The sequence below is a fragment of the Clostridioides sp. ES-S-0190-01 genome, assembly GCF_020658275.1.
Classification (GTDB): Bacteria; Bacillota; Clostridia; order Peptostreptococcales; family Peptostreptococcaceae; genus Clostridioides.
Genome location: NZ_JACVWA010000027.1, coordinates 247,927 through 266,656 on the forward strand (window position 1 = coordinate 247,927; position 18,730 = coordinate 266,656).

The 18,730-nt window shown below is 27.3% G+C and carries 14 protein-coding genes; 12 read left to right on the forward strand and 2 right to left on the reverse strand.

Features of this window, described 5'->3' with window-relative positions:
- The first annotated feature begins 5 nt into the window (after nucleotides 1-5).
- The 3 genes from IC214_RS11180 to IC214_RS11190 are packed head-to-tail and all read left to right on the forward strand — an operon-like array spanning nucleotide 6 to nucleotide 3,741.
- Nucleotides 6-1,082, forward strand: coding sequence for a hypothetical protein (locus tag IC214_RS11180; protein ID WP_227830768.1), 1,077 nt, complete (start codon nucleotides 6-8; stop codon nucleotides 1,080-1,082).
- A 16-nt stretch (nucleotides 1,083-1,098) separates the two neighbouring features.
- On the forward strand, nucleotides 1,099-2,517 hold the full coding sequence (locus IC214_RS11185) for an MBOAT family O-acyltransferase (protein WP_227432503.1): 1,419 nt from the start codon (nucleotides 1,099-1,101) through the stop codon (nucleotides 2,515-2,517).
- Nucleotides 2,518-2,532: 15 nt separating this feature from the next.
- Nucleotides 2,533-3,741 (forward strand): alginate O-acetyltransferase AlgX-related protein, encoded by a 1,209-nt coding sequence (locus tag IC214_RS11190; protein WP_227432504.1) that lies wholly within the window; start codon nucleotides 2,533-2,535, stop codon nucleotides 3,739-3,741.
- Nucleotides 3,742-3,799: 58 nt separating this feature from the next.
- Here the strand turns inward: IC214_RS11190 and IC214_RS11195 are convergent, their stop codons facing one another.
- Entirely contained in the window at nucleotides 3,800-5,188 is a 1,389-nt protein-coding gene (locus tag IC214_RS11195; RefSeq protein ID WP_227866663.1) for a cation:dicarboxylate symporter family transporter, read from the reverse strand.
- A 338-nt stretch (nucleotides 5,189-5,526) separates the two neighbouring features.
- Here IC214_RS11195 and IC214_RS11200 point away from each other — a divergent pair, with 338 nt between their 5' ends.
- Nucleotides 5,527-6,861, forward strand: coding sequence for a CoA-disulfide reductase (locus tag IC214_RS11200; RefSeq protein ID WP_227866664.1), 1,335 nt, complete (start codon nucleotides 5,527-5,529; stop codon nucleotides 6,859-6,861).
- A 159-nt stretch (nucleotides 6,862-7,020) separates the two neighbouring features.
- Here the strand turns inward: IC214_RS11200 and IC214_RS11205 are convergent, their stop codons facing one another.
- On the reverse strand, nucleotides 7,021-7,938 hold the full coding sequence (locus IC214_RS11205; protein ID WP_227432507.1) for a ribonuclease Z: 918 nt from the start codon (nucleotides 7,936-7,938) through the stop codon (nucleotides 7,021-7,023).
- A 206-nt stretch (nucleotides 7,939-8,144) separates the two neighbouring features.
- On the opposite strand from IC214_RS11205, the gene IC214_RS11210 reads away from it, so the two are divergent.
- The 8 genes from IC214_RS11210 (at nucleotide 8,145) to IC214_RS11245 (ending at nucleotide 18,684) form a co-directional block, all read left to right on the forward strand.
- Nucleotides 8,145-9,029: a DUF4846 domain-containing protein gene (locus tag IC214_RS11210; protein ID WP_227824195.1), complete on the forward strand. Its 885-nt coding sequence runs from the start codon at nucleotides 8,145-8,147 to the stop codon at nucleotides 9,027-9,029.
- Between the two features lie 207 nt (nucleotides 9,030-9,236).
- Nucleotides 9,237-11,144 carry a bifunctional metallophosphatase/5'-nucleotidase gene (locus IC214_RS11215; protein ID WP_227866665.1) on the forward strand — a complete coding sequence of 636 codons (1,908 nt, stop codon included), beginning with the start codon at nucleotides 9,237-9,239 and terminating at the stop codon, nucleotides 11,142-11,144.
- 338 nt (nucleotides 11,145-11,482) lie between these two features.
- Nucleotides 11,483-12,190 (forward strand): response regulator transcription factor, encoded by a 708-nt coding sequence (locus tag IC214_RS11220; RefSeq protein ID WP_227432510.1) that lies wholly within the window; start codon nucleotides 11,483-11,485, stop codon nucleotides 12,188-12,190.
- Nucleotides 12,184-13,494: a sensor histidine kinase gene (locus IC214_RS11225; RefSeq protein ID WP_227482867.1), complete on the forward strand. Its 1,311-nt coding sequence runs from the start codon at nucleotides 12,184-12,186 to the stop codon at nucleotides 13,492-13,494. Before IC214_RS11220 ends, IC214_RS11225 begins: the two co-directional genes overlap by 7 nt.
- 115 nt (nucleotides 13,495-13,609) lie before the next feature.
- Nucleotides 13,610-14,293, forward strand: a complete 684-nt coding sequence (locus tag IC214_RS11230; RefSeq protein ID WP_227432512.1) for an ABC transporter ATP-binding protein — start codon at nucleotides 13,610-13,612, stop codon at nucleotides 14,291-14,293.
- Complete coding sequence (locus IC214_RS11235; protein WP_227866698.1) at nucleotides 14,286-16,670, forward strand: FtsX-like permease family protein; 2,385 nt, start codon at nucleotides 14,286-14,288, stop codon at nucleotides 16,668-16,670. The genes IC214_RS11230 and IC214_RS11235 overlap by 8 nt, the downstream gene beginning before the upstream one ends.
- 321 nt (nucleotides 16,671-16,991) lie before the next feature.
- Complete coding sequence (locus IC214_RS11240) at nucleotides 16,992-18,134, forward strand: pyridoxal-phosphate-dependent aminotransferase family protein (RefSeq protein ID WP_227432514.1); 1,143 nt, start codon at nucleotides 16,992-16,994, stop codon at nucleotides 18,132-18,134.
- Between the two features lie 25 nt (nucleotides 18,135-18,159).
- Nucleotides 18,160-18,684 carry an ECF transporter S component gene (locus IC214_RS11245; RefSeq protein WP_227432515.1) on the forward strand — a complete coding sequence of 175 codons (525 nt, stop codon included), beginning with the start codon at nucleotides 18,160-18,162 and terminating at the stop codon, nucleotides 18,682-18,684.
- The last annotated feature ends 46 nt before the right edge of the window (nucleotides 18,685-18,730 follow it).

The window sequence follows — 18,730 nt, forward strand, 5'->3', positions numbered from 1 at the left end:
ATAAAATGAAAATTTTAAAAGTGTTTTTGTGTTATTTAAAATATTTTATTTTAGTGTTTATTTTTTTTATAAACAGTACTTTTACAAGTTCAGGAATAAGTAATAAAAATTTAGATTTATCTTTTAAAAAGGTGGAAAGTAATTTAAGTGCTAACATTATACATGAAAATACAAGTATAAAAATAGAGACAGATAGTTCTAAAAATAATAAAGAACGTTATCTATATGTTTATAAAAATATAAAAGATGACTGGAATGTATTCCATAATTTTTATATTGAGATTCAAAATAAGAATAAAAGTCCTCAGCGAATTAATTTAAACATACAAAGTAAGGATACGCTTGACTTTAAGTTAAAAGAAGGTAGCGAAATATTTATTGAAAATCAAAATATAATATATTCAGATAAAATAAAAGATGGATGCATAGATATACCAGGTGAGTTTGAGGGAAAAATTTATGTGAATTTTAGCAGTTTTATAAATGATAAAAATAATGTCATGTTAGATTCAGATGTTCTATCAGATATTAACGGGTGGGGAATCACATTTATTCCATCTAGTGAAGAACATAATGTTATTACTATAAGAAAAGTATCTTTACTTTTAGAGGAGCAACTTGAATCCTTGCATAATATTAAAATAATTGGTGATGAAGAAGTACAAATACCTGTATTGGGTCAAAGTATAAGTCAATATAAAGTGTCAGGACTGGAACAGAGTTCAAAAATTAAGTACTCATTTGTAGAAAAACAAAACAATGTAAATATATCTCAGGAAGGTAAATTAACATTAAATAATGAAGTACAACCTGGAGAAATTATTTTAAAAGTTAATGTTGATGACAAGTTTAAAGTTGGAAAGAAGATAGTATTGACTCAGTCTTGGAGTATTAATCAAAAAGATAAAGATGGTGTTCCGTATACCTTAGTATCACCTAAACAATCACCAACCGTACAAAATATGAAAACAGTAAATGCTATGAATAATAGTGTAAATTTTATTCGCATTTTATTTATATCCTTATTAGCAATATGCTTAGGGATATACTTATATTGGAAAAAACACTTAAAAACTGAGTAAAGAGAGGAGGTATAGCATGTTATTTTCAAGTTTGATTTTTTTATTTTATTTTTTGCCAATAACTTTGGTATTATATTATTTATTTAGATTTAATCGGACAATCCAAAATATGATATTACTTATTGTTAGTTTATTTTTTTATGCCTGGGGAGAGCCGAAATTTGTTGTTATTATGATAGCTTCTATAATAATGAATTATATATTTGGTTTGATAGTAGACAGATATAGAAAAAGTAAAGTAAAAGTAAAGATTATTTTGATTTTGATGTGTATATATAATATAGGTGTTCTATTTATATTTAAATATCTAGCTTTTGCACTAAGAAATATTAGTTCGCTTATTAACACAGAACTTGCGATTCCAAGCATTGTTTTACCTATAGGTATTTCATTTTTTACCTTTCAAGGAATGTCTTATGTTATAGATGTTTATCGTGGACATGGAGAAGTTCAAAAGAATCCTTTTTATGTAGGATTATATATAGCTTTTTTCCCACAATTAATAGCAGGGCCTATAGTTAGATATGAAAGTGTTGCAGAACAAATTCATAACAGAAAAGAAACATGGAATAAATTTTCTATTGGAACATGTAGGTTTATAACTGGTTTAGGTAAAAAAATATTAATTTCTAATAATATGGCAATAGTAGCAGATTATATTTACACTATGAATAGTCAAGGTTCAATAGCTACATCGTTGGCTTGGCTTGGTTCAATAGCTTATACTTTACAAATATTTTTTGACTTTTCTGCGTATTCAGATATGGCCATAGGTTTAGGTCTTATGTTTGGTTTTAAATTTGAAGAAAACTTTAATTATCCATATATTTCAAAATCAATTTCTGAGTTTTGGAGAAGATGGCATATTTCTTTAGGAATGTGGTTTAAGAGTTATATATACTTTCCACTTGGTGGTTCTAGAGTTTTAAATAAAGACATTATGATTAGAAATATGTTTATAGTATGGTTATTTACTGGAATATGGCATGGTGCAGAATGGACATTTGTGATTTGGGGGATTTTGAATTTTGTTTTTTTAATTATAGAGAGATTTATAATGTTTGAAAAGATTGAAAATCATAATCTCATAAAACATATTTATACTTTACTAGTAGTAAACTTTGGATGGGTACTGTTTAGAGCTCCAAATTTAAATGAAGCATATAACTATTTTAAAGCTATGTTTGGTGCAAGTGGAGTTATGTGGAGTGACTATACATATATGTTCTTGAAAGAATATTTGATTTTCTTTATATTTGCATTTATTTTTAGTGTACCTATTGCAAAAAAAGTTAATAAATTTGTTGTTGAACAAGCTAAATACAGTACATTATTTAATTTATTTTATCCAATTTGTTCTATTTTATTGTTCTTTATTTCTGTGACATATTTAGTAACTGGAAGTTATAATCCATTTATTTACTTTAATTTTTAGCTGAGGAGGAAAAGTATGAATAGATTTTTTAAAGTAAGGCTAATAACTACAATTATATTCTTAGTTGTTTTATTCACCTTCTCTATCTCTAATATCTGTTATTCTGGAAAAGATATGATACAAGAAATAAAAAAATCAATTAATGATAAGAATAGTTTAAAGGATACTATATCGTCTATTGATAATACAGTAAATGACAAAGTGATATATAAAAATACTTTTATTGAAACTTATGGATATTTGCAAAAACTAATGGGTAAAAATGAATTTTCAAAGTTTAGTGTTGTGAAAGATACTTCTGGCAAAATGCATTACACATATTTTGCTAAATCTCCAAATCAAGTTGATGTATTGTCAGACAGAGTAAGTAAGTTCTCTAAGGAAATGGATAAACAAAATACTAAATTAGTTTATTTAATGACTCCAGATAAATATATAAAAGGAGTAACACAGTTTCCTAAAGGCATACCTTATTCCTATAGTAATGAGACAGCAGATAATTTTTTAAATGAACTAAAAAATGATAATGTTGACTATATAGATTTTAGAAAAAATATTTTAAAAAGTGGTATTTCAAAAGATGAGTTATTCTTTAAAACAGACCACCATTGGAAAGTAGAGACTTCTTTTTGGGCATTTGGAGAATTGATTGAACAGCTTAATAAAAAATATAACATGAAATTAGATGAAAATTATTATTATAGAGATAAAGAAAACTATAATTCGATTGTATATCCTAGGTCATTTCTTGGTTCTATGGGAAGGAAGACGGGAATTTTATATGGTGGAATAGATGATTTTACACTAATTTATCCTAAATTTAAGACGAATTATACATACTATACAGATTCTAAATCTCAAAAATTTGAATTAAAAGGAAGGTTTGAAGAGAGTTTGATATTATCATACCCTTTTAATGCTGACCTTAATTTAATGGATGGACAATCAGATAAATATTTTACATACTTATTGGGGAATCGTCCACTAGTTAAAATTAAAAATATAGAAAATCCAGAAGGATTAAAAGTGTTATTTGTTAAGGACTCATTAATTGTACCAACAGCAGCATTCTTTTCTTCTGTTTGTTCAACTATGGATATGATAGACCCTAGATACTATGATGGAGATATATTAGAATATGCAAAGTCTCAAGATTATGACTTTGTTTTTATATCTGTATATCCTCAAAACCTTACAAAAGAATTTTTTCCATTTTGTAAATAAAATAAAAAATAAATGGCTAACTTTGTACTATGTTAGCCATTTATTTTTATAATATTTTTTAAGAAATGTTTTTCTTATTGAATACTTCTTTATCAACTTTTCCAAGTGACTTACCTACAGTAATTGAAGATACCATAGCACCATTGACATTTATCATTGTACGTCCCATATCTAGTATAGGGTCTATTGCAAGTATTCCACCAACTAGTGGGAAATAAGAGCCAAGACCTACTCCAGAAATAACAACTGAAACAGCTATTGTAGCAGTTCCTGGAAGACCTGCTATTCCAAGTGAACTAATTGTTATAACAATTAACAGCATAACATAAAAACTGATATCCATATTTACTCCAGCCATATTAGCAAGAGTAACAGCCATTAAAGCAGGATATATGCCAGCACAACCATTCATACCCATGTTTGCACCTAAACTTGCTGTAAAGCTTGATACACCCTCATCAACTCCGTGATTTTGTACTAAACTTTCTATCGTAACAGGTAATGTTCCCAAACTAGAACGTGAAGTAAATGCTAGAAGTAGAGCTTCAGTTGAATTTTTTATATAAGTAATAGGATTTAGACCATTTAAAGTTATAAAAATTAAATGTATAACAAATAATATTGCAACTGATATATAAAGAGCTAATATAAAATATAAAACAGAAATTATTGAACTAATACCTTGTGAAGTTATTGTATTAGCAAGTAGTGCAACTACAGCATAAGGCATAAATTTGATAACAGTCATAGATACACTAACAATTATCTTGTAAGATGCTTCTATAAAATCTATAAATGGATTTATAGTTTCAAAATGTTTTTTACTTAGTCTCTTTACTGAGGTACCTATAAATGTAGCAAATATTATTGTAGCTACAATATTTCCATTTGCCATAGCCATTACAGGATTTGATGGTAATAATCCTCTTAAAGTATCTACAAGAGAGTTTATTTCCTTAAGCTCTTGATTTCCACCTAAACTGGATAAATCAGCTCCTACTCCTAATCTCATCGTGTTTGCAACAACAATTCCAACAATTGCTGCTATAGTCGTAGTAATAAGGAGCATTCCTAAAGATTTAAATGTCAAAGTTCCAAGGTTATTATCTTTCATGTTAATAATTACTTTTATAATTGATAAGAAAACTAAAGGTATTACTAACATTTTTAATAAGTCCATAAATCCAGAACCAAATAAACTATACCATTTGCTTACTTCTTGTAACCAAGTAATTTGAGTTGTATCAGTAGGAAAACCAGCAAAAGCTTGAATAATAATTCCCAATATAAGACCAATTATTGTAGCATATATTGTTCTCAATGAAAATTTGATTTTTTTCTTTTCAAATTGTCTAACAATAAAAAATATACCTATAAGTAATAATATGAAAAAAATCGTTTTAAAATCTGTAATCATAAGAAATTGTGATAAGAATGAGTTTTCCAATATTTTTTCTCCTTTGTCTAAAAATAAATTTTTCTAAGCTTAAATGATATCAATATATTAAAAAAATGTCAATATTATATCACAATTTACCGAGATAGAATAAAATAATTTAATTTATCAAAATATGATTAAATAGATGAAAAGGGGGTATAATATATGTTTAAAGACTTTGAATTAGATTAATGGATGTAAGAACAACTTTTATAAAATTTGATTTCAAATAAAAAGATGTTAAAAAAATAACTAAAGTTATCATGAAAATATATACATAGAATAGATATTAAATGAAAAGTTTAAACTAAGTAGAGAAATTAATTAGACGTCTAAGGAGAGATAAAATGAGAGTAATAATAATTGGTGGTGTTGCAGCTGGTATGAGTGCTGCAGCGAAATTAAAAAGAATTAAACCTGAATACGAGGTTGTAGTTTATGAAAAAACTGAAATAGTGTCTTTTGGAGCTTGTGGGTTGCCATATTTTGTAGGTGGTTTTTTTGATGATGCTAATGATTTATTGGCAAGAACACCTGAAAAACTTAGAGAATCGGGCATTGATTTAAATATATTTAGAGAGGTTGTTGCAGTTGATACTAAGTCTAAGAAAATAAAAATAAAAAATGTAAAAACAGATGAGATATACGAAGATTACTATGATAAATTGATGATAGCAACTGGGGCAAGAAGCATTCTGCCTCCTATAAAAAATATAGATTTAAAAAATGTTTCTACACTAAAAAGCCTATATGATGGAGAATATCTAAAAAAATTATTAAGTGGAAAAGAAATAAAAAAAGTAACAATAATAGGTGCTGGATTTATAGGATTAGAAGCAGTTGAAGCATGCAAAAAATTAGGTAAAGATGCACATGTAGTTCAATTGGAAGAGAGAATATTACCACAAGTATTTGATAAGGAAATTACAGATGTCTTAGAGGATGAAATAAGAAATCACGATGTAAAATTGCATTTGGATGAGATAGTTGTAGAATTGTCTGGAAAAGATAAAGTGGAAAAAGTAATAACAAATAAAGGTACAATAGATACAGATGTTGTGATAATTGCTACTGGTGTAAAACCTAACACGGAATTTTTACAAAATACAAATATAAAAACATTAAAAAATGGAGCTATAGTAGTTGATGAATATGGTAGGACTTCTGTTGAAGATATATATTCTGCTGGTGATTGTGCAACTATAAAGAATATAGTGAGTAATGAAAATGCATATATACCTTTAGCAACTGGAGCAAATAAATTAGGTAGGATAGTAGGAGAAAACTTAGCAGGTAAAGAAGTCTCTTATCAAGGTTCTCTATCCTCAAGTTGTATAAAGGTTATGGATATGGAGGCTGCCTCAACTGGAATTACAGAGAAACAAGCTAGTGATTTGGGATTAAACTTCAAATCCAAATTTATTTCTGATTATAATCAAACTCACTATTATCCTGGAAGAAATAAAATATATGTAAAACTTATTTACGATGCAGAGACAAAAGTTATTTTAGGTGGACAAGTAGCTGGTTTTAAAGATGCTGTTCAAAGAACTAATGTGTTGGCAGCTGCTATCTTTGGAAAAATGACCACAAGTCAACTTGGGATGTTAGATTTATGTTATGCTCCACCATTTGCAAGAACCTGGGATGTATTAAATGTAGCTGGAAATGTATCTAAATAATTTTATCTAAATAACTATTAATAATTAAGTAACTATTAATAAATTAAATAACAGTAATAAATATTAAAGGAATGAGTTTACCCTAAAATAATTTTATCTAAGGTAAGTTCATTCCTAAATTTTTATTAAGTATAATTTTTACTAAAGCTGTAAAATTAATTATTCATCAAAATTTAAGTGTAAGCTAAGTCTATCTTCACCAATAATCGTATTTTCAAAAACATTAGTAGCATTTTCTAAGTACATGTTAGGCATATCTAATGATGGGCTAAAGTGTGTCAATAAAAGTTGCTTAACATTTCCTAGTTTTGCAAGGTTTGCAGCTTCTCTAAAAGTCATATGCTTATTTTTGACAGCTTTTGAAATATCTAAATCATCACCATACATAGCTTCACATATAAATAAATCGCTATCTTTTATAAAGTTAGGTATTGAGTCTATAGGTCTTGTATCTGTTGTAAGACTTACTTTAACTCCTTTTCTTGGTTCTCCTAAAACCATGTCTGGAGTGTATTTTTTTGAATTTAAAACTACACTTTGACCATCCTGAAGATTTTTCCATATTGTTTTAGGAACTTTATTTTGAGTTGCTTTATTTATATCAAATTTAGGATTTCGTTTAAAATTAAAACTGTATCCTATACACTCTATAGAGTGTTCTAAATGGATTGTTGAAATCTCTATGTTTTTCAAATACTCATTATCTAAAGAAAAACTACCTTGAGGATTTTCTATAATTTTTAAAGTATAGGGTATGTATTCTACTAAATTTCTCATAGAACGAATACAATCAATTATTCCAATAGGACCAACTATAGTTAAATCACTTGTACGACCGCTATTTCCAATCGTTGATAGAAGCCCTAAAAGTCCAAATATATGGTCACCATGTAAATGTGTTATACAAATCAAGTCTATATCTTTAAAGCCACATTTTTTCAACTTCATAGATACTTGAGTGCCTTCACCACAATCAATTAGTATTTTTCTGCCTTTATAATTCATGAATACAGAAGACAAAAATCTATGTGGCATGGGTACATTTCCACCACATCCAAGTAAAGTTAAATCTATCATTTTTTCCCCTTTCTAAAATTAACACAAATCTGTTGTTTGTTTTTATTATGATATCCTATTATAATTATTTTAACATTAAATACAACAATAAATGTGCATTTGAGTCAAGAAATATTAGTAAATAGAAATTTTGTATAATAGTATACAAGAACTCTATAAGTATAACTTTGCATTTATTTTTGAAAAATTTATAGGAGGTAAATCTAATGAAACCGTCAAAGAAAATTACTATTTTATCATTGATGATATTGACTTTAGTTGGATGCAGTAATGGGGAAAGTAAAAAAACAGTTGAAGGTTCTAACCATATTCAAAATTCTAAAAAAGAAGAGCAATCTATCGTAGTACATAAAGATGAAAATATATTAAAAGATAGGTATGAGCCACCAAAAGGATTTAAAAGGGTTGATGTAGAAAAAGGTAGCTTTGAAAGTTTTTTGAGGAATACTAAGTTGAAAAATTATGGTGAGAAAGTTAAGTATTACGATGGTAGAACTAAGGAATCAAAAGGTATCTATGATAGTGTATTCGATGTCAATATTGGTGATAGAGATTTGCATCAATGTGCAGATGCAATTATGCTTATGAGAGCAGAATACCTGTATCAGAATAAGAGATATGATGAAATAAGCTTTGACTTTGTGGATGGTTTTAAGGCTAAGTATTCAAAATGGGCAGAAGGATATAGGATTTCAGTAAAAGATAGTGGTTCAAGTTGGTATAAAGCAAGTGAATATTCAACATCATATGATAGTTTTAGAAAATTTATGGATATAGTATTTGCTTATTCAGGCACTTTATCACTTGAAAAAGAATTAAAACCTGTGCAACTTGATGATATGAAAATAGGGGATGTTTTTATAGTTGGAGGCAGTCCAGGACATGCAAGTATAATTATGGATATGGCAGAAAATGAAAAAACCGGAGAAAAGGTCTTTATGATAGCTCAAAGTTATATGCCTGCTCAACAAACTCAGCTTCTTATTAATCGTAAACAACCAAATTTAAGTCCTTGGTATAACTTGAATTTTGAGGGGGATTTAACAGTTCCTCAATGGACTTTTAAAAGAGACCAGCTAAAAAGGTTCTAAAAAATACATATAAAATAAATGAAAATATAAGTGTGAAAAAATGTAACTAGATTAAAACTTGTTGGATATGGACAAAATTAAATTGATAGATAAATATTAAAATCGAAATGATTAACTTCATATATTCTAATATTTATCTAAAAAGCTTTATCTTAAAATAAGAGTCTTATTTTAAAGCTGAAACTAATTTTAGGAGGATAACTTATATTGAAAATTAGAAGATATTTAATTTTAGTAATTATAATTCTAATTACAACAGGCCAGAGTTTTATTTCTTATGGACTAGAGAGTTTTGAAGAAAGTTATAAAAGTGTAGAACAATTAAATAACTTTAAGCACAAAATAGAAAACTCATCTAAAGAAATAACCATTTTTCACACTAATGACATACATGGAAGATATGCTGAAGGTGATGAATATATACAAATAGGTAATCTAGCTACATTAAAAAAGGAAACTCCAAATTCAATTTTAGTAGATGCAGGAGATTGCTTACATGGGTTACCAATAGTAAATATGAATAAAGGTGAAGATGCAATTAAATTAATTAAAAGTGTTGGATATGACTATATTACTCCAGGAAATCATGACTTCAATTATGGAAAGGATAGATTATTAGAGCTATCTAAAATTGCTAATTCAGGAGATAAAACTTTAAAATTTTTAGCATCAAATATATTTGAAGATGATAAGAACATATTTGACAGTAATGATATAAAAGAAATAGATGGTATAAAAATAGGATTTTTTGGGCTTACAACCCAAGAAACAAAAAGTAAGACAGGCTCTAAAAATGTAGAAGGATTAGAGTTTAGAAATCCTATAGAAAGTGCAAAAGAGCAAGTAAATGAATTAAAAAGAAAAGGTGCTGATGTAATAGTTGCAATATCACATATTGGAACTAATAGTTTAAGTAAGCCAAATAGTATAGATATAGCAAATAAAGTTAATGGTATTGATTTAATTATTGATGGTCATAGCCATACTAAGTTTGAAAATGGTAAACAGGTTGGTGATACACTGCTTGTAAGCACAGGGCAATATCTAGAACATATTGGTGAAGTAAAGTTAACATTGGATACTAATGATACAGAACATATAAAAATAGAAAATAAATCAGCAAGATTAATTGAAAAAGAAGAAGCATTAGAGTATAAGCTTGATTCTAACATAAGTGAAAAGATTGGTGAAATAAAGAAACAGCAGGAACAAGTTTTAGATAAAGTGATAGGAGTAACAAAAAATACTCTAGATGGCTCATATGAAAATGTAAGGACAAAAGAAACGAATCTAGGAAATTTAATAGGTGATATCTTATTAGATAAAACTAAAGCAGATATTTCGCTATTTAATGGGGGGAATATAAGAGATACAATTGAAAAAGGGGATATAACAATAGGAAGTATTGCAGATGTATTCCCTTTTAGCAATACTATAGTTACTAAAAAACTTACAGGAGAACAAATTAAAAGTGTTTTAGAACATGGAGTAAAACTGTATCCAGAAAAAAATTCAGCCTTTTTACAAGTGGGTGGAATCTCATACTATTTTGACCCAAAGCAGAAAGAAGGAGAAAAAATAACTGGTATTATGAAAGATGGAAAATCACTTGACATGAATAAAGAGTATACAGTTGCAACCAATGATTATATAGCACTAGGTGGAGATGAATTTCCTTGCTTATCAAAAGAACCAATGTTAGAAGATTTTGGAAGTTTAGAAAGCGCAGTAATTGAGTATATAGAGTATAAAAAAGAAATCTGCAAGAGTGTAGATGGAAGAATTAGCATTAAAACTAAGGAAGAATTGATAATTAAAAGTAATGAGAGTAACTTAGTATTAAATGGTGATGAAGATAATTTAAATGATAGTGAAGACAGTGCAAATAATGAGGATACTAAAAACTCAAATGAGAATAAACGTAAAAATTTAGATAAAATGAAAGCTAGAGAAAGTTCTAATATAAAAGCATCTAAAGCAGAAATTAAAGAAAAATCTCCTAAAACAGGCGATTTAGGTATCAAAGATAGTATGTTTATATTTGTAGCTTCAAGTGTTTTAATTTACTTATTAAATAATAATCAGATAAATTTAAAAAATAAAAAAGTAAAATGAAATTAGTAATAAAATCAATAATAAAATAGAATTAATAATTATTTATTGATAAATAGGTATTGATTATTATATAAAATACAAACCTAAGCAAAGGTAATTGGATGTTTAAATACTGGATTACCTTTGTTTTTTTATTTATGTATAGTAATATCGAATCAATAATTGTACCCTTGATTAAAAACAAATATATTATTAACTTATCATTGGTATGTTTATTTTATTATCTAAGTGTGTAAAATCTTCTTGATGATTAAAAAATATTTATAAATTGTCAAATAAAATGGCTTAGTTAGTATGATATAATTTAGCTAGTATACATAATAATGGAGGAGAAAAACATGAATAATATATTACTTTTAGAAGATGATAAATCTTTAAATAGAGGGATTAGCTTTAAATTAAAAAAAGAGGGATACAATGTTTTTAATACATTTAGTATAGAAGAGGCAAGAGGTATTTTTTTTAAAGAGGATATAAATTTAATTATTTCTGATATAGGTTTACCAGATGGAAGTGGGTTTGATTTTTGTGAGGAGATTAGAAAGAAAAGTGATGTTTATATAATAATGCTTACAGCACTTGATGAAGAAGTGGATATTGTTACAGGTTATGATTTAGGTGCAGATGATTATATTACAAAGCCATTTAGTTTGATGGTATTAATCTCAAAAGTAAATGCATTTATGAAAAGGGTAAACACAGTAAAAAATTACACTTTACTGGTTTGTGATGATTTGTTTTTTTATTATATAGAAAATAAACTGATTATAAAAAATGATGACAAGGAAGAAGAAATAATTTTAAGTAAAACAGAGACTAAACTATTAAGATATTTGATGGAAAATTCAATGCAAGCTTTGACCAAAGAACAACTATTAGAATCTTTATGGGATAGTAGTGGTAATTTTGTAGATGATAATACAGTTGCAGTAAATATAAGAAGACTTAGACAAAAAGTAGAAAAGAATCCTTCTGAACCTAAGTATATAAAAACAGTAAGAGGAGTTGGATATATATGGGGTGAAAGGAGTATAAAAAAATGTTAAAAGATATAAATACCAAAGAAAATTTTAGTATTAAAGAGGACTATATAATGAAAAAGGCTGTTATATATTCTATTTTATCCATGCTTGTGGTAACACTTGCATTTATATTTTTTGAATATAATAGACTATATGTTTTATATGAACATCAAATAAAAAATACTCAAAGTATGGCAGGTATGTTGATTGAAAAATATCCAGATGATGAGGTAGATATAGTAAAGTCTATTTATAATTTTGACTATAGTAATGCAGAGGTTGGAGAAAAAGCACTTGAAAAATTTGGATATGGGCTAGAAAATAAAATGTCAAATGATACAAACTTTGGCATATATTTAAAATCTTTTTTTAAAGAATCAATTTTTGTTTTTTTAATAATGTTTATAGCCGTTACAGGAATAATATATTATTTTATAAGATACATAAACAAAAGATTAAGCAAGATTTATTTTATAGTGGAGCAAATGGCACAAGAAAATTATTTAAAAGAAGGTAGCAAGTTAGATAATTCTGGCTATTTGGTAGAATATAATGAGTATTTTAAAGAGGGTACATTTAGTAAGATTAACAATTGCCTGTATGAGTTAAATAGAAGTTTAAAGATAAAATTTATTAAATTAGAAAAAGAAAAGGAAAGTGTAAAATCATTAGTAACAGACATTTCTCATCAATTAAAAACTCCCTTAGCATCATTAAAATTATATAATACATTACTTATAGAAGAAGACTTAGACGAAGATGAAGCACATGAGTTTTTATTAACTAATAAAAATTCTATAAATAAATTGGAAAATTTAATAAATTCTTTAGTTAACATATCAAGACTAGAGATTAGTATGATAAGCATAAAAAAAGAAGATAATGACATAAAAAGTACTATTTTAAATGCTATAGAAAGTATAACTCCTAAAGCGAGAATTAAAAATATAACATTAAAAATAAATGAATTTAATAGTAGAATTATACCTCACGATAAAAAATGGACTGAGGAAAGTATTTTTAATGTATTAGACAATGCTGTTAAGTATACAGAAAGAAATGGAGAAGTAAATATATCCATAGAAGAGACTGTAAACTATTTTAAAATCATAATAGAGGATAATGGTAGAGGAATTGCAAAAAATGAATTTAATAACATATTTAAACGTTTTTATAGAGGAACAGATGAAGAAATTGAATCTATAGAAGGTAGTGGTGTAGGATTGTATTTAAGTAGAAAAATTTTGGAAGAACAAGGTGGTAATATCATGGTATCTTCTAATCTAGGAAAAGGAAGTAAGTTTTCTTTGTTTCTTACAACTATGTAATGTTTACTGAAAGGAGAATGTAATCCTCTACATATATTATATAAGTATAAACAGCTCCACAAATTAGAAGTAGATGATTAAGGAGCAACATAACTTAGAGTGAGGGGATAATTTTATGAAAATACTATATACTGAAAGTTTATCAAAACATTATGGAGAAGGAGAAAGTTTAGTAAAAGCTTTAGATGATGTAAATTTAGAAATAAATGAAGGTGAATTTGTAGCTATAATAGGTAAATCTGGTTCTGGAAAAAGTACATTGTTACATATGATAGGTGGTCTCGATATACCTACATCTGGCAAGGTATACATTGATAATAAAAACATATTTACATTGAAAGAAGAAGAACTTGCCGTATTTAGAAGAAGAAAAATAGGCTTTATATTTCAAAGCTACAATCTAATTCCATCTCTTAATGTATGGGAAAATGTAGTATTACCAATCGGTCTAGATGGTAGAACTGTGGATGAACAATTTATAAAAGACCTTTTAAAATCTTTGGGGCTTGAAAATAAACACGATGTTTTACCAAATACATTATCAGGAGGTCAACAACAAAGAGTAGCAATAGCAAGAGCTTTGGCAACAAGACCAGCCATAATACTTGCTGATGAGCCAACTGGAAACTTGGATTCCAAAACATCAGATGAAGTTATGAGTATACTAAAGTCTATGTCTAAGAAATATAGTCAAACTTTGGTTATGATAACTCATGATGATAGTATAGCTCAAATGGCTGATAGAGTTATATTTATAGAGGATGGTAAGGTGTCAAAGGTTGGTGACAAAAATGATTAATACTACTAAAATAGCAAAAAGTAATGTAAAACAAAATAAATCAAAAAGTATATTAATAATAATAACTATAATACTTTCAACATTGATGCTTTCATCTATAGGTATTTATATTGTCGATACAAGAGAATATCAAAAGGAAAATACAATAAAGTATTCAGGCAATTATCAAGGAGTATTAGCAAATGTAAATGAAAAACAAGCTGAAATATTAAGTAATCATGCAGATATTGAACTAGCTGGAAAAATGAATGGAGTGGGTGTTGAGAAGCTAGAAGATGATACAACCATTTCATTATCATATATGAATGAAGAGGGTTTAAAATTAAATAATTTTGAATTTATAAAAGGAAAATTACCAACAAAAAAAAATGAAATAGTACTAGATAGTGGAGCTTTAAAAGCATTAGGTCATGGTCAAAAATTAGGTGAAAAAATAAAAGTACCTTATGATGATTATAAAAGCGACAAAAGAATAGAAAAAGAATTTATAATAACTGGAATCTTAGAAACTAGTGAAATATATGAAGCAGGAAAGAATTATTCTGCTATTATATCAGAAACATATATGAAAAATACTAGAGATATGTCACAAGAAGATTTCAATATATATGTTAAATTAAAAGATAAGAGTGATTTATCTATAGAACAGGCAAAAGAAAAATTAAATAAGATTGCAAATGATATAGGATTAGATACTAATAATATACTTGTAAATGAAAATTATATAAATGCTTTAAAACCAGATAGTGAAACAATGATAGGAGGAGTTCTTATAGGCTTAGTAATTGTATTGTCTAGTATATTGGTAATATACAATATATTCTACATCTCAATAGTTACTAAAGTACAAGAATTTGGAAAACTTAGAGCAATTGGTGCAACTAAAAAACAAGTAAAAGCAATAGTGTTTAAGGAAGGCTTTATATTAGCAGGAATAGCAATACCAGTAGGAACAATTTTAGGTTATGCACTTGCAAATATTATAATAAAATCATTTATGGATGTAGATGTAAAATCATCACAATTACCAGTGCTATTATTGGTTGTGGTAATAAGTTTTATATCTGTTGTTTTATCACTTTTGAAACCAATGAAAGTAGCTTCAAAGGTATCTATAGTTGATGCAGTAAGATATACTGGAAATGAAATAAGTGGTAAAAATGATAGAAAAGGACATAAAAATATAAATTTAAAGAATTTATCAAAAGCAAATTTAGAAAGAAATAAAAAGCGCACTTATATGACACTGACATCTCTTATGTTAAGTGGAACTATATTTATAACAGTATCTACTGCTTTAGAAAGTTTTAATGCTGAGAAGATGGCTAGAGAGCATTTTCCTTATGATATAGAAGTTAGATTTACTGGATATGAAATGGATAGCGACAAGAATCCTGAAAGTAATTTGAATATTCTACAAATGAATAATCCATTAGGTAAAGACTTTTTAAACCAAGTAAAGAGTATAGAAGGAGTCAAAAAAACTGAATTAGGAAATTCTGTAAAAATTGGGATGGAGGATTATAATGTTGAGTTTAAACATGACCTTTTACAGAGCATAAATGAAAATGATGTGAAGGATTTAAATAAAAACCTAATAGATGGAAAAATAAATTTTGAAGGGTTACAAACAGGAAACGAAATAGTCATTACTCACCTTGATACAGCAAAAGAAATGGGTGTAAAGGCTGGAGATAAAATAAAATTAACTCTATATGATGGAGATAAAGAGATAAAAAAAGAATTTAAAGTTCAAGCAATAGCTATGGGAACTCCAAGTTTTGGTATAGGAAAAGATTTTATAGACAGAGCTTTGAAATATGATACAACAAGTACCATTGGAATATATACTGAAGAAGGAAAATATCAAGAAGTTAAAGATGCTATAAAGAAAATTGCTAAATCTAATGGATATTTAGAAGCGGATTTTTTAGATAGTAGAATAGAATCAAATAAGATGATGATTTCATTTATAAAAATAATGGGCTATACTTTAACTGGTATAATAGGTGTTATTGGATTTATGAATCTTGTAAATACAATGATAACTAGTATAGTTACTAGAAAAAAAGAACTTGGTATGCTTCAAGCAATTGGACTTACTAATAGACAATTAGTAAAAATGCTTAATTCAGAAGCTATATATTATACTTCTAGAATGATGATAGGAAGTATTGTCTTTGGAGGTATATTAGGATACATTGCAGTTGTATTTTTAAGAAAAACTGGATTATCTTATGCAACATATGCATTACCAATAGTACCAATTTTATTTATGGTTGTATTTATCCTTATAGCTCAATTTATAACAACTTATTTAATAGGAAGAAGCTTTAACAAAGAATCTCTTATTGATAGAGTAAGATATAGTGAATAAAAATATATAAAAAGCTATATTTAATTTTTAAACAGGATTATAGAAGATATAAAAATAGAGTTAAATAGGTTAATAATATACAAATACAGGGCAAGTGGCTTAAATGTTCATATGTCCTGTATTTTGTTGTTTTTACTGTTATAAAATTCTTATTAATATAACTTATCAATTTAAGTTGTAAGTGATAGTATGTTTAATGTTCAGAAGATTGTTATCAGAAAAAAATGTATTGGTACAATTCTAAAAAAATATAAAATTGTACCATGAAAAATGAAAATTTTGTATAATAATCGTATAGAAAATAAAAAGGAGCTGATATATATGAATAATAAAATTAATTATGCACCAGGACCAACAGAAACTAGAGAAAATGTAAGGTTAATAAGAGCAGAGAAAACAACTAACCCAGATATAGATGTTGATTTTGTTGAGTTTTATAAGAAGACATGTGAAAAGTTTGGAAATATAGTTGGTACAAAGAATGATATTTACATATTAAGTGGTGAAGGAATATTGGGACTTGAAGCAGCTTGTGCTTCACTGACAGAGAAGGGTGATAGAGTTCTTGTAATTGACAATGGTATATATGGAGAAGGATTTAAAGACTTTGTAAAAATGTATGGTGGAGAGTATGTGCTTTTTTCAAGTCAATATACAAAAAGTATAGATGTTGATGAGTTAAGAAAGTTTTTAGAAAAGGATAATAACTTTAAATATGCAACAGTGGTTCATTGTGATACTCCAACAGGTGTATTAAATGATGTAAGTGAGATATGTCCGCTATTGAAGGAATATGGAATCTTAACTGTAGTGGATTCTGTGGCAGGTATGGTGGGTGAAAGGTTAAATGTAGATGAATCTAAAATAGATGTAATATTAGGCGGTTCTCAAAAAGCTATTTCTGCACCTGCGGGTCTTACTATAGTTGGTATAAGTCAAGATGCAAAAAATTGTATAAAAAATAGAAAAACAGACATAGTAGGTTTTTATTGTAATTTAAGTATATGGGAAGGATATTACGAAAAAAAATATTTCCCTTATACAATGCCAATAAGTGACATAATGGGTCTTGATAGAGCCTTAGACAATATACTAGAAGAGGGTGTGGAAAAGGTATTAAGTAGACATGAGAAAATAGCTTCTAGTGTAAGACAAGCTGTTGAAGAATATGGTTTAGAATTGTTTTTAGAAGAAGGATATTCTAATACAGTGACAGCAATAAAAATACCTGAAAGTATAGGAGCATTAAAACTTACTGATTATATGCTTAAAAATTACAATACACTTGTTGCAACATCATTAAATCAATATATGGATGCTATTTTGAGAATAGGTCATATGGGGGAAAATGCTAGTCTTGATAAAATAGTTCACATATTAAATGTATTGGATAAAAGTTTAAAAGCATTAGAATTTAATACAAATGGAAGTTTAGTAGATTTATTTAATAAATATTATTTTTAGTCACAATATAAAAGGAGGATGTGGCATGGAAGCTACAGCTAAACAGAAATTTACAACAAAAGATTTGGTAGAAACTTCACTATTAATAGCGTTAGTATTTGTTGCAACCAAGTTTATAAATATAAGATTGCCAATATCTATAAATGGAGGTCTTGTACATTTAGGAACAGCAATGTTATTTATATCAGCAATAGTATTTGGAAGTAAAAAAGGTGCGTTATCAGGTGCTATTGGGATGGCTCTTTTTGATTTGATATCTGGGTGGACTCTATGGGCTCCATTTACATTTATAGTTAGAGGTATTATGGGGTATTTACTTGGAAAGATTGTATGGGCAAATGGCAAGAATGGAGAAAATTTTTTGATTAATGTAATAGGAGTAGTAGTTTCATCAATTTGGATGTTGTTTGGATATTATGTAACAGAGGTTATACTTTATGGTAATTTTATAATTCCACTTACTTCAATACCAGGCAATTTAATGCAGGTGTTAATAGGTCTTATAATAGCACTTCCTATTTCTAAAGCATTAAAAAAATGTATAAGATAGATATGGAATAGATTAAGTTTTTGATAGGATAAATTATATTGTATAA

Coding starts and splice junctions, on each gene's coding strand:
- IC214_RS11180 (WP_227830768.1), top strand. CDS start 6: ATGAAAATTTTAAAAGTGTTTTTGTGTTATTTAAAATATTTTATTTTA.
- IC214_RS11185 (WP_227432503.1), top strand. CDS start 1,099: ATGTTATTTTCAAGTTTGATTTTTTTATTTTATTTTTTGCCAATAACT.
- IC214_RS11190 (WP_227432504.1), top strand. CDS start 2,533: ATGAATAGATTTTTTAAAGTAAGGCTAATAACTACAATTATATTCTTA.
- IC214_RS11200 (WP_227866664.1), top strand. CDS start 5,527: ATGAGAGTAATAATAATTGGTGGTGTTGCAGCTGGTATGAGTGCTGCA.
- IC214_RS11205 (WP_227432507.1), bottom strand. CDS start 7,938: ATGATAGATTTAACTTTACTTGGATGTGGTGGAAATGTACCCATGCCA.
- IC214_RS11210 (WP_227824195.1), top strand. CDS start 8,145: ATGAAACCGTCAAAGAAAATTACTATTTTATCATTGATGATATTGACT.
- IC214_RS11220 (WP_227432510.1), top strand. CDS start 11,483: ATGAATAATATATTACTTTTAGAAGATGATAAATCTTTAAATAGAGGG.
- IC214_RS11225 (WP_227482867.1), top strand. CDS start 12,184: ATGTTAAAAGATATAAATACCAAAGAAAATTTTAGTATTAAAGAGGAC.
- IC214_RS11230 (WP_227432512.1), top strand. CDS start 13,610: ATGAAAATACTATATACTGAAAGTTTATCAAAACATTATGGAGAAGGA.
- IC214_RS11235 (WP_227866698.1), top strand. CDS start 14,286: ATGATTAATACTACTAAAATAGCAAAAAGTAATGTAAAACAAAATAAA.
- IC214_RS11240 (WP_227432514.1), top strand. CDS start 16,992: ATGAATAATAAAATTAATTATGCACCAGGACCAACAGAAACTAGAGAA.
- IC214_RS11245 (WP_227432515.1), top strand. CDS start 18,160: ATGGAAGCTACAGCTAAACAGAAATTTACAACAAAAGATTTGGTAGAA.